Source organism: Mesorhizobium sp. P2_A8 (assembly GCF_056404935.1).
On the sequence record NZ_JBFUDB010000009.1, the window covers coordinates 178,422 to 190,953 of the forward strand.

Below are 12,532 nucleotides of genomic sequence, written 5' to 3' on the forward strand. Positions count from 1 at the left end.
GGCCGCAAGAGGCTGCGCCAGATTTGCCGCTGGCGGTTGCGGGCCTTCGCCGCGCCCGCTTACCGCCGTCCGCAAGAAGCCTAGCCGCGGCTTGCGCCGGTCAGGCTCCCGGGACATCCGCAGGCGCCTCGACCTTGATCTGTTTGAGTTTGTCGATACCCAGCGCCTGCAGCGCAAGCCGCTCGTAGAAGGGTTCGGACTTGCCTGCCCTGATCTTGTGCAGGAAATACTTCTCGAAGCCGACCTTGGCGGTGTGCACCCATTTGCCGGACGACGACCAGTTGACGTTGCGCGGAGGAATCTGCGGCTGCGCCACGAACGCGACGCCGGAATCGCCGAAGTCGGCGAGGCAGACGGCGTTCCAGGTGCCCTGGGCGTCGGGCTCCGCGCCCTTTACCAGCCGGCCGATGTTGCGCGCCGTCGCCGTGACCATGGATTCGATCATGAAGCCGGTCTTGGGAACGCCCACCGGGACCGGCGTCTTGCCGATAGGCGGGATGGCGACGCAGACGCCGACCGCGAATATGTCGGGGAAGGCCGGGTTGCGCTGGTGCTTGTCGACGACGATGAAGCCGCGCGGATTGGTGAGACCTTCGATGCCGCGCACCGCGGCAACGCCACGGAAGGCCGGCAGCATCATGGCGTAGGCATGCGGCAATTCATGCGCCTGCCTGACCGACCCGTCGTCGGCGATTTCCTGGACGAACATCTTGCCCGGCTCGACCTTGTCGACCTTGGCGTTGCAGATCCATTTGATGTGATGCTGGCGCATCTCGCTCTCGAGCAGGCCTTTGGTGTCGCCGACGCCGTCGAGGCCGAGATGTCCGATATAGGGTTCCGAGGTGACGAAGGTCATGGGAACGCGATCACGCACCCTGGCGTCGCGCAGGGCTTTGTCGAGGATGAAGGTGAATTCGTAGGCAGGCCCGAAGCAGGACGCGCCCTGGACCGCGCCGATGACAACCGGACCTGGCTTGGCGACGAGCGCGTCGAAGGCCGTCTTGGCCCTGAGCGCGTGATCGATGTGACAGACCGACTGGGTGTTGTGCTCTGGCCCGAGGCCCTCGATCTCATCGAAAGCAAGCTCAGGGCCGGTGGCGATCACCAGATAATCATAGGCGATGGATGAGCCGTCATTGAGTTCCACTGTTCGTTCGGCCGGATGAACGCGCCTGGCTCCCTGCGGATGGAAACCAATGTTGCGCCGTGCCAGCACCGGAGCGAGGTCGATTTCGACGGCCTGCCTGTTGCGCCAGCCAACGGCGACCCAGGGGTTGGACGGCACGAATGAATAGTGGCTGCCATTGTTGATGACGGAGACTTTGTGTTCTTTGGCCAGCTCGTCGCGAAGCTCGTAGGCCATGATGGTGCCTCCCAGTCCGGCACCCAGGACAACAACATGCGCCATGCTCTTTCCTTCCTTTGCGGCGTCGCTTTGGCGCAACGCCGACATTGCTGTTCCCACGCAGGCATTGGCTAGTCCTGCGCCATTTTGACCGGAAGCGACTTGATGCGGATCAACCGAATGTGTTGTCGGGAATCTCCCGCGTATCGATTCATCGGCTTGACAGACGCGGTCGCCGGACTATTATTATTTGTAACTCTTAATATGATAATGTGTTCACATGCGCAACATAAGAATCACTGAGCTGGACAAGATGGCGCGGGAAGCCTCCGAACTGCTCGCGGCGATGGCCAACGAGAAGCGCCTCATGATCCTGTGCCACCTGCTGGATGGCGAGACGAGCGTCAACGAACTGGCGGAACTGGTCGCAATGAACCAGTCGGCACTGTCTCAGCAGCTTTCAAAATTGCGTGCGCTCAAACTCGTGGACACAAGGCGTGATGCCCAGCAGGTCCATTATCGGCTGGCTTCGGTGGAGGTCGAGCGCATCCTGCAAACGCTCTACGGCATCTATTGCGATCCGGAGACGAGAATCGCCAAGGTTAGGTCCCGGTGACTCCACAGCGCCGGCATGAATCGATGATTCGCCGAATATTACCCGGCTCAGCGGCCTGCCAATGGTCGACTGGCCGCAGGCAGCTAAACACACCCTCGGAACGGCGTCCCCCGGTCGCGATTCACCCTCCCGCAATGCCCACAACATAATTCTTGCCATAGGCTTCAGCGCATTTCGGACATGTCGTGTAGAAGAAATACACGTCACTTGGCTCTGCATTTCGATCGCGCGCAATCTGCCGCATCTCTTCGTCCCAGGTCCTCGCTTGGCTGAACGGCCCCTCGAACACCTTCGTTATGAAGTCCCCGCTCAGCGTGGTCATCTCTTCGCCGGCGACCGGCTTCGAAACCGCGAACAGATGCTCGCTGCTCCAGGGGGAGATCTCTCTGCTCAGCACAATGAACTGACCTTCGTCGGAAGCGTCGGCGTCTTCCATGTGCTTGTTAACGCGCGCGAACACGCTGCCCATGTTCATCGGGATATGCATGACGCTGTGGGTTGTGGCTTTGACGAACCGCTTGTCCTTGAAGTGCAGGTCCTGGCTGTCCCACCCCTCGGGATTGAATTTGGGGCAGCAACCCGTCGTGTTGACGCTGGCGTCGTACCGCGGGGTTTCATTCGTCTGCATGGTTATTCTCCATTTGAACAGCCATCTGACGGGCAACGACACCGGCCATCCTTGATCCGTGTCAAACGCCCTGAACCCGCACCGAAATCATCAAAGCAGCTGCCGCCCTTGTTCCTCGACCGCCTTTAATCGGACCACTGAAACCGAACAAAGGGCCTGTGCCACGACTTTGGTCGAGACGCTGCCGAGGTGACGGCGGATTGCCGAGGACGCCCGCGCTCCAACCACGATATGCCCGACGTCATTGTGCTCAGCGTAGCTGAGGATCGCATCGGCGGGGCTGACCGCTTCAAGCACATGATAGCTGATGCGGTCTTCCGGCAGATGCAGTGGGTGGGCCCAATCCTTCAGCGCCACGAGCCGCTTCAAATAGACCGAGCGCCCTGTCTCGTCGGTCGCCGGCGTCTTGCCGACGATTTCGGTCTTCAGGACAGTCACGCAGGCCAGCCACGAATCCTCGCGCGAGGCCAGCACACGGGCGGTCTCGCTGAGAACCTCACCCGCCAGCGCATCACTGCCATTGGCCAGGTCGACTGCGGCCAGAACAATCGACGGTCCCGCCTGTGTCCTTATCGAACTCGGCCTGCCGACGAGCGACCTGTCATCTGTCTTGCGAAACAGGCTGGTGATCGCAGCCCACCCCCCCTCGTTCTGGGGCCTGCGCCTGGCGACCACGACCTGGTCGGGGTTCCTGAGATCGGAGAGAATGTGCGCCGCCTCGATGTATCGTCGAGACCTGTCAACTTCCATACATTTCAGAATGACAGCTTCCAGCCAACGCGGAATGGCGTCGTTGATATCCCGCGGCAATCTAGGCGCATGATAGAGCCTGCGCTTCATTCCCGCCAAAGTCGCCGGCCGCCCGAACGGCTCATCGCCCGTAGCCAACTGATAGAGGATGCAACCCAGCGCAAACAGGTCACTTGCGGGATCGGATCGCTCCCCGAGCACCTGTTCGGGTGAAATATAGGCGGCGGTGCCCATCGGCACGGAGCTTTCCGCGCCGAGAAGATCGGGAAGCTCCGCGTGCCGGGCGAGCCCGAAGTCGAGGAGCACCGCGCCGCGCTTGGCGAGAATGACATTCTCCGGCTTGAGATCGAGATGAACGACTTTCTGCCGGTGCAGGGCGGCGAGTGCCGTCGCTATCTCGATGCCGATCCTTGCCACCTCGTCCAAAGGCAGACGCGCGCCACCGACGATATCTGCAAGGCCCGTTCCGACCACGAACTCCATGGCTATGTAGGGAACCTGCGCCAGGCTGCCGGATGCGGCGAAACGCGGCACATGTGGTCCCGACAGGCGTTTCAGGATCAGCTCCTCTACCTCGAAACCGATTATGACGGAAACATCCGCGCCCGGGTCGAGAAAAGGGATCTTCAGCACAAGCGGAAAATCATAGCGTGGGTTGGTCGCCCGCCAGAGCGAGGCCATGCCGCCGGAGGGGAGCTTTTCGACCAGCTCGAAACCATCGATGACTGCGCCTGCGTCAAACCTTTGCATCAAGTACGTCTCCTTGAAGCCTAGCGGCCGATCTTCAGCCGCATGCCAAGCCATCCAGGCAAGCCGGCGGCTTGGATCTTGCGGGCTGTTTCTTCGTGATCATAGGGAACACGAACCATCGTGACCTCTTGCCGCTGCGTGTCGACAAGAACAAAGCACGCCGCCGGGTTGCCATCGCGGGGTTGCCCGACAGCGCCGGCGATCATCAGGTGGCGCCTCATCTCCGACAAGGGTGCAGCCACATTGTCATACGGCTGAAAATGCATGGGCCGGCGACCCGGAAGCGCGTAGTAGATGGCGGGAATGTGGGTGTGGCCGCAGAAAACGAAGCGGGCGTCGCTTGCCGAGAGGCAGCGTTCCGCTGAGTCCACGTCGCGTATGTAGAGCCACTTTCCCGGTCGCTCGGCACTTGCGTGCACATACAGGCGGTCTTCGGATTGCAGCGAGAGCGGCAATCGCGCCAGGAAATCGAGATGCGCCGAGGCGATGCGTTTGCGAGTCCACTGGACGGCGAACCGCGCATTCTCAGTCATGTTGCTCAGGTTCAGCGCCACTGCTTCGTCGTGGTTGCCCATGATGCAAAGCGCGCCATCAGCCATCAGATGGGCGGCCTTCTCGATCACATAGACGGGATCGGGACCGTAGCCGACCAGATCGCCGAGCAATACCAACTCGTCCGGACTACCGCGGTCGTGAACAGCTTCCAGAACTGCGTCGAACGCCTCGCGATTGGCATGGATGTCAGACAGGATTGCAATGCGCATTCAACCTCATCCCGGGCCCAAACAAAACATAGTACGGCGCATACCGCGAGTGATTTGATTCTGCTCAAGGCCCACGCGCGCAGTCGCCGGCTGGCCACGCTCCGCAGCACCCAAGAGATCGCCGGGTGAAAAGCACGCACGGAGGGACACGAAATGAGAAAACAAGTGTTGTCCAACGCCTGACCGGCCGGACCTTGATGCGTATCAAGGCGCAAGGTCGCACTTCCGGCGATCCTGCGATAAATCTCATCGGAGGCACGGCAATGACATTTAACACCATCATGGTTCAGCTCGACGTCGATTCCCCGGCAGCGCCGCGAACGACCTATGCGCTGGAGTTGGCGCGACGCTTCGAAGCTACCCTGATCGGTTTTGCGGCGGCCGATTCATATGTGTTTGTTCCAGGCGACGATGGCGGCGTGGCGGCAGCCGAAATCATGCGGCAACGCCGCACGGATATCGAGGATCGCCTGAAGACTCTGAAGGAAGAATTCCTCAGTGTCGTCGTCGGACACGATGCCTCCTGGCGCGAGGAGATCGGCGATCCAACACGTCTGCTTGCGATGCATGCACGCGCCGCCGACCTCGTCGTGACCGGGGCTCCCGCACGGGGCGTTCCCAGCGACCGCCACCGGATGGTCGATGTCGGAACGTTGGTGCTGTCGGCCGGACGGCCCGTGTTGCTTGCGGCTGACAAGGTTGCACCGCTTAAGTCCGAAAATGTTCTGGTGGCTTGGAAGGATACCCGCGAGGCGCGGCGCGCGGTCACCGATGCAATGCCCTTTTTGACCGGTGCACAACATGTCCTTGTGGCGACGATCGAGGAGCAAAACCAGAGAAGCGCACGCGAAAGTGTCGGGGATGTGCTCCGCTTCCTGATGAGACATGGCGTCAAGGCAAGATCGGAAGTTCTGGACGTCGGCCAAGTGGACGCTTGCGAAGCCGTGTCCGAAGTCGCCCGGGCGATGGGTGCCGACCTTGTGGTCGCGGGCGGCTACGGCCACAGCCGTATCCGCGAATGGGCGTTTGGCGGTATGACCCGCTCCTTGCTGAAGCAAGGGGCGATTAACCGGCTGCTCTCGAACTGACCCATTGGGAGCAGGAAGCGATACGCAGATACGAGGCGAAAGCGAACGGGAGTCCAATGATGGCAAAGAGAACGGACAAGGTCGAGGTTGGCATGGATCTGGCCGCAAGGTGCCGCGTTACCGAAACTTGGCAAGACGATCTGGGGGACCGGTGGGGCCACGGTTCTGATCGAGGGCCACGACATCCCGGTCACACTCAAGATAGTCCACTTTTACCCGTTCGATGACGGCAACTAGCGCGTGACGAGAGCATATGGCGGCGCGACTGTCGGACCTGATCTCTTGAAGCCGCGGCTGGATTTGGGGAAGGCCGTTGGCGGATGAGTCACACGGTTTGGCGGCCCTAAGAGTGCATGCCATCGCGGCGGAATGGCTGAACGTGGCTTGGCGGTGCCGAATTTGCTGCAGCGTCTGCAGTCGTGCGTTTGTAAACAAGGCGTATGACAAAGGCGAAGTATGCGACCTGCAGAATGAGCAGGTCGATAATCGTCCAGCCTACCGCGCTCCAGATTGAACCCGTTGCCGCGTAGGCCCACAGACACACGATACCCGACGTCAAAAACATTCCGACCAGGAATTGCGGAAGATACATCGCTGTCCACCGGCCGTTCCGATGCAAGAATTCGAAACGACTCCCTATTGCTATTGCCCAAAGCGAAGGAGGACTTAAGCTACCGGCGCGACCGGCCCCTTGATGTGGATCAACATCCGCGCGTCTAGGTAGTTTCCCCTAGGGACAAAACCGAATTTCGCGACCCACGGATTCGCGCGATTGCTGTGTCACGGAACAACCGGGAACACAGCCATGCACGCTTACACCGCCTCCAGAATTTCATTGCCGTCGCATTCTGCTCAGCCAGGCCTGCCGGCGGCATTTGGCTCGGAAACGCAACAGCCCGTCAGCTTCTTTCCCGCCGGCTCGGAGATTTATGCTCAAGGCGAGAAGGCGGGTGCTTTTTACCAGGTCGAATTCGGCGCCGTGCGCATCTATCGCCTGCTCGCAGACGGCCGCCGGCAGATCAGCGCCTTCCACCTCGCCGGAGAGACTTTCGGTTTTGAAGCCGACACGACGCATCATTTTTTTGCCGAAGCGATCAACGCCAGCGGGGTGCGCGCCTTCCGCTTCAGCGCTGGAGCAGACATGTCCCATCAGCTGCTGCCCCTGGCGCTCAAGGGCCTGACAAGGGCGCAGGAACACCTCCTGGTCCTCGGCCGCCAGAACGCTATCGAACGCGTCGCCGCTTTCCTCGTGGATATGGCAGAGCGGCAGGGCGGGTTGCGGCAGGTCGAGTTGCCAATGTCACGTATGGACATCGGCGACTATCTCGGCCTGACCATCGAGACCGTATCGCGGGTCTTCACCCGGCTGAAGGACAAGGGCGTCATCCGGCTGCTCAACCTGCGCAGCATCGAAATCGTCAAGCACGACGCGCTCCACTGCATGAGCGAATGAAAGGCGCCTGCCTGCGCAAGAGACGACAATGACGCCGAAGAACCGGCCTCAGTTCAAGGACCAGATGACGATGGACAACACACTTACCACCCATACCGGCTTTCGCTTCGAAGTGCGCCGTGCGCGCCCAGAAGATGAGCCAACGCTGGCCGAGTTCTTCACCCATGTGACCGCGGACGACCTGCGCTTCCGCTTTCTCGGCGCTGTGAAGGAAGTTTCGCATGAACGACTGGTGGCGATGACGCGTTCAGACGACGCCCATATTCATAATTTTCTGGCATTCTCGACCGACGGCATGTTGATCGCGGTTGCGACGCTGGCAAGCGATCGAGCCGATCGAAACGGCGAGGTCGCGATCTGCATTCGCCAGGATCGCAAGCATCTGGGCGTTGGCTGGGAGCTGCTCGCCTATGTCGCGAAATATGCCGAGGAACTCGGCCTCAAGGCGATCGAGTCGATCGAGAGCCGTGAAAACCGTGCTGCGATCGAGGTTGAGCGCGACATGGGTTTTACCGTCACCACCGATCCCGACGATGCGACGCTGGTCCTGGTGCGGCGGGAGCTTGGGGCGCGATCAGTCGCCTAGCTGCCGCGGTCCCATACAGTCACAGGCAAGATGACAAATCATTCTGCAAAACACGCGATCAATCGCTGTTTATCTCGAGGCACCACCTCAGGAACTCGCGGAGGACGGCAGGCCGACTCACCGCCCGCTGCGCAAAGCCACTTTGCAGGATTTCACGAGGAAGATTGACGCGGCGGGCCTGCGCCAGCAGCTTTTCGTCCTAGCCCGTAGTATTCGAAGACGCGAACCCTCCCAGCTTTCTGCCCGGCGCGGATCACAGTTTCTGTAACCCTGATCCAATTGGATTCGCCTCGTCGAAGAGTGACTGGCCGGCGACAAGCACCGCTGGCGGCCTGGAACGGGGTCGCTGCCTGAAAAAGGTGCGTCGCAACTACTGCGCCGTCTTCAATTTCCTCAACAAGGTAGGTCTTCATCGCCTCCCCAGACGCTAGTTTCGCCGGCGAGCGCCTGGCTTGGGGGGGCGGTCATAAGTGATCTGTCCAAACGCCAATACGGCCGAAAAGAACACGAATGCGAGGACTACGGCGGTTATGACTACGATCGATTCGATAGGCATTGCGAGCTTCTCCATTTGCGAGAAGCCTAAGCCGAGCCGCGTTTCGTTGCCTTGATCCAAGTCAACAGGCTGAAGCGCTGGTATTGCGATGGATTGTCGGAGCATTGCTTCGAACTGGCGGCGGCACGCGGGCGTTCATCGCTGGATTGGCCGCCATGATGAAGAAGCGGTCGAAGTGCTGGATCAAGCCGCACTTGGTTCAGAATACGAGCATCTTCGCGGCCACAGCGCTTTCTTCATCCGCTGGAATGACAAGAACATCGACGCGGGAATTCGCGGCGCTGACCACCTCCTCGCCTTCCCGGTTTCGCTCGTCGTCGAGACCGACGCCAAGCCAGGCCGCGGCGGCGCTGATCCTTTCCCGGATCAGTGGCGCGTTTTCGCCAATGCCGGCAGTGAACACCAGCGTATCCAGTCCTCCCATGGCAGCGGCCAGCGATCCTATCTCACGTCCGATGCGGTAGACGAAGAGATCAACAGCCTCGGCGGCGGCAGGGTCGTCTGAGCCGATCAGGGTCCGCATATCCCCAGATATCCCGGACACACCGAGCAGACCGGATTGCTCGTAGAGAAGCGTGACCAGTCCTTCCGCAGACAGCCGCCGTTCCTGCAGCAAGTGGAGGATGACCCCCGGGTCGAGCGCGCCGCAACGCGTGCTCATCACCAGGCCGTCCAGGGTCGAAAATCCCATCGTCGTGGCGATGCTTCGTCCCGAATTCATTGCGCACAGACTGGCGCCGCTGCCGAGATGGGCGACGATCGTACGGCCCCCGGCGCGCGCGGCGTAGCGGTCACGCAGCTTCGCAGCAATATGGCTATATGACAGGCCGTGGAAACCGTAGGAAACGATGCCCGCCTCGGTCATCGCGCGCGGCAGCCCGTATATTTTTGCAAGCTCCGGCCGGGCCGAATGAAACGCGGTGTCAAAGCATCCGATCTGGAGGGCCTGCGGCAAGAGTTCAGCAGCCAGTGCGACAATCTCGAGATTGATCCGCTGATGGATGGGCGCCAGCGACTCTAGCAGGCGCAATGCTTTGAGCGTGCGTTCGTCGAGCAGCGTCGCTTCGGTGAAGTCACGCCCGCCGTGAACGATCCTGTGGCCGACCCTGTCGATGCGACGCAGGAGATCGTTATCGGCGAGCACGGAGGCGACCGCCGCGAACGCCTTGTCCATATCGATCGGTGCTTCGCCCAGGCTCCTGTCGATCTTGGACCTGCCGACGGTGGCCTCGACACGCAGCCGCGGTTGTTGACCGATAGAGGAGACATTGCCGCGCAGCAGAAGCGGAAGTTTGTCGCGCTCTTCGAAGACGGCGAACTTCAGGCTTGAAGAACCGCCGTTCAGGACAAGGATCGCATCGGTCATGAAGCCATCCGATATCTTGCCGCCCCTATGCGCTTGCGAACGGGCATCCGTTCAATCCGGACGCTTCGGCCCCGCATCGGCATCCTGTTCCCATTTCCACTCAAGGATCTCCGGCATATCCTGCCCATGGGCGCGAATATAGGCTCGATGTTCAAGCAGCTTGCTGTCCATCGCCTGCTTGATGCCGACCTGCATGCTCTTCAGTCGCGGAACCCAATCTACGACGCTTTGGACGATATGAAACCGGTCGAGACTGTTCAGCACCGTCATATCGAAAGGTGTCGTGGTCGTGCCCTCCTCGTTGTAGCCGCGCACATGGATGTTGTCGTGGTTGGTGCGTCGATAGGTCAGGCGATGAATAGTCCAGGGATAGCCGTGATAGGCAAAGATGACAGGCTTGTCGGTGGTGAACAGCGCATCGAACTCGCGATCCGACAGACCGTGCGGATGATATTCCTTCGGCTGGAGTGTCATCAGGTCGACAACATTGACCACCCTGATCCTGAGATCCGGAACCTGTTGCCTGAGAATCTGCACCGCGGCCAGCGTTTCGAGGGTCGGGACGTCGCCTGCACAAGCCATCACGACGTCGGGCTCGGTCCCATCGTCGGTTGACGCCCAGTCCCAGATGCCGATCCCTGCCCGGCAGTGAACGATTGCCTTGTCCATTGACAGCCATTGCCATGATGGTGGCTTGCCGGCGACGATGACGTTGATGCGGTTCCAGGTCTGCAGCACATGGTCGGTCACGCACAGCAAGGTGTTGGCGTCCGGTGGCAAGTAGACCCGCACGATATCGGCCTTCTTGTTGAGAGCGACATCGATGAATCCTGGGTCCTGATGGCTGAAGCCGTTGTGTTCCTGATGCCAGACATGGCTCGACAACAGATAATTCAGCGATGCGATCGGCCGCCGCCAGGGGATGTCGCGGCAGGCGTCCAGCCATTTCGCATGCTGGTTGAACATGGAATCGACGATGTGGATGAACGCCTCGTAGCAGGAAAACAGACCATGGCGCCCGGTTAGCAGGTAGCCTTCGAGCCAGCCCTGGCAGGTGTGCTCGGAGAGGATTTCGAGAACCCGGCCATCGCGCCCCAGATGAACGTCTTCGGGCAGGATCTTCTCCATCCAGCCACGCTCAGTCACTTGAAACACGTCCTGAAGGCGGTTCGAAGCAGTCTCGTCCGGGCCGACGATCCGGAAGTTTTTCGAGGCCTCGTTTAACTGCATGACATCACGCAGGAAACTGCCCATGACCCGCGTCGACTCGGCTTTGACGCCGCCGGGGCGCTCGAGCGCAATGGCGTGGTCATGCAACCCGGGCAGTTCGAGAGACCTGCGCAGCAGGCCGCCATTGGCGTGTGGGTTTGCACTCATACGCCGCGTGCCCTGGGGTGCCGTGGCACGAATCGCGGCGACAGGAGCGCCGGCGGCGTCGAACAGTTCCTCGGGCCGGTAGCTTTTCAGCCACTCCTCGAGCAGCTTGAGATGGGCGGGGTTTTCCGCAAGGCCTGACAAGGGAACCTGGTGCGAGCGCCAGAAGCCCTCTGTCTTCAGACCGTCGACCTCTTTCGGTCCCGTCCAGCCCTTGGGGCTGCGCAGCACGATCATCGGCCATATTGGTCGCGACGTCGGCGACGCCGAGCCAGCACGCGCGGCTTGCTGGATCGCGCGGATGCGGTCTAGCGCATCGTCGAGCACGCTCGCCATCCGCTCATGCATCAGGGCAGGTTCGTGGCCTTCCACGAACAGCGGCTCATAGCCGTAGCCGGCAAACAGCGCGCGCAATTCGTCCTCGGGAATGCGGGCCAGAATGGTTGGATTGGCGATCTTGTAGCCGTTCAGGTGCAGGATAGGCAGCACCGCCCCGTCGCGCGCGGGGTTGAGGAATTTGTTGGAATGCCACGCGGCTGCCAGTGGTCCCGTTTCAGCCTCGCCGTCACCGACGACACAGGCGACCACAAGATCCGGATTGTCAAAGGCCGCGCCATAGGCATGCGAAAGGGAGTAGCCCAACTCGCCGCCCTCGTGGATCGAGCCGGGCACATCCGGTGCTGCATGGCTCGGTATGCCGCCGGGAAACGAAAACTGACGGAACAGCTTGTGCATCCCCTGCTCGTCCATCGCAATGTCGGGATTGAGCTCGCTGTAGGTGCCCTCCAGATAGGTGTTCGCCACCATTGCCGGGCCGCCATGGCCGGGGCCGCAGACATAGATCACATCTGCGTCCCTGAGCCGGATCGCGCGATTGAGGTGCGCATAGATGAAGCTCAGGCCGGGCGACGTTCCCCAGTGGCCGAGGAGACGCGGCTTGACGTGCTCCAACCGCAACGGTTCACGCAGCAGCGGATTGTCGAGCAGGTAGATCTGGCCGATCGTGAGATAGTTCGCAGCTCGCCAATAGGCGTCAATGTCGCGCAACTCCTGTTCGGACAACCGTTTGGTGTTGACTGATGTTGCCGAATGTTCGGTCATCTGATTTGGCTCCGTTGCTCATTTTGCGAAAGCCTGCGGATTGCGCCTCAGACATGGCACCAACGCATCGTTCGCCTTTCGGTTCATCACTGCTCGGCCCGACCGTCAAAGCGCGCGCTCCGCAAGCTGGGCGTTCGCGCTGGTCGGAACCACGG

At 60.8% G+C, this 12,532-nt stretch carries 10 protein-coding genes; 4 read left to right on the forward strand and 6 right to left on the reverse strand.

Translation table 11 applies throughout. From position 1 onward, the window contains the following. Positions 1 to 100: 100 nt before the first annotated feature. Positions 101 to 1,408, reverse strand: a complete 1,308-nt coding sequence (locus tag AC1D10_RS26030) for an NAD(P)/FAD-dependent oxidoreductase (protein ID WP_477276983.1) — start codon at positions 1,406 to 1,408, stop codon at positions 101 to 103. 250 nt (positions 1,409 to 1,658) lie between these two features. Between AC1D10_RS26030 and AC1D10_RS26035 the strand changes: the two genes are divergently transcribed. Next, the gene (locus AC1D10_RS26035) at positions 1,659 to 1,961 is read left to right on the forward strand and encodes an ArsR/SmtB family transcription factor (protein WP_477276985.1); all 303 of its coding nucleotides are present in this window, start codon (positions 1,659 to 1,661) and stop codon (positions 1,959 to 1,961) included. A gap of 121 nt (positions 1,962 to 2,082) precedes the next feature. Here AC1D10_RS26035 and AC1D10_RS26040 read toward each other — a convergent pair whose 3' ends face one another. The 3 genes from AC1D10_RS26040 to AC1D10_RS26050 form a co-directional block, all read right to left on the reverse strand. Further along, the gene (locus AC1D10_RS26040) at positions 2,083 to 2,589 is read right to left on the reverse strand and encodes a hydrolase (protein WP_477276987.1); all 507 of its coding nucleotides are present in this window, start codon (positions 2,587 to 2,589) and stop codon (positions 2,083 to 2,085) included. A 90-nt stretch (positions 2,590 to 2,679) separates the two neighbouring features. Beyond that, complete coding sequence (locus tag AC1D10_RS26045) at positions 2,680 to 4,089, reverse strand: protein kinase domain-containing protein (protein ID WP_477276989.1); 1,410 nt, start codon at positions 4,087 to 4,089, stop codon at positions 2,680 to 2,682. Positions 4,090 to 4,109: 20 nt separating this feature from the next. Further along, positions 4,110 to 4,853 (reverse strand): metallophosphoesterase family protein, encoded by a 744-nt coding sequence (locus AC1D10_RS26050; protein WP_477276991.1) that lies wholly within the window; start codon positions 4,851 to 4,853, stop codon positions 4,110 to 4,112. Positions 4,854 to 4,978: 125 nt separating this feature from the next. On the opposite strand from AC1D10_RS26050, the gene AC1D10_RS26055 reads away from it, so the two are divergent. From AC1D10_RS26055 to AC1D10_RS26065, 3 genes are all read left to right on the forward strand, one after another. Further along, positions 4,979 to 5,941 carry a universal stress protein gene (locus tag AC1D10_RS26055; protein WP_477276993.1) on the forward strand — a complete coding sequence of 321 codons (963 nt, stop codon included), beginning with the start codon at positions 4,979 to 4,981 and terminating at the stop codon, positions 5,939 to 5,941. 805 nt (positions 5,942 to 6,746) lie between these two features. After that, a complete protein-coding gene (locus AC1D10_RS26060; RefSeq protein ID WP_477276995.1) occupies positions 6,747 to 7,394 on the forward strand; it encodes a helix-turn-helix domain-containing protein in 648 nt (215 codons plus the stop codon). Positions 7,395 to 7,464: 70 nt separating this feature from the next. Next, a complete protein-coding gene (locus AC1D10_RS26065) occupies positions 7,465 to 7,980 on the forward strand; it encodes an N-acetyltransferase family protein (RefSeq protein WP_477277383.1) in 516 nt (171 codons plus the stop codon). A 755-nt stretch (positions 7,981 to 8,735) separates the two neighbouring features. On the opposite strand, the gene AC1D10_RS26070 is transcribed toward AC1D10_RS26065, so the two are convergent. Continuing rightward, on the reverse strand, positions 8,736 to 9,902 hold the full coding sequence (locus AC1D10_RS26070; RefSeq protein ID WP_477276997.1) for an acetate/propionate family kinase: 1,167 nt from the start codon (positions 9,900 to 9,902) through the stop codon (positions 8,736 to 8,738). A 51-nt stretch (positions 9,903 to 9,953) separates the two neighbouring features. Beyond that, entirely contained in the window at positions 9,954 to 12,377 is a 2,424-nt protein-coding gene (locus AC1D10_RS26075) for a phosphoketolase family protein (protein WP_477276999.1), read from the reverse strand. Between the last annotated feature and the right edge of the window lie 155 nt (positions 12,378 to 12,532).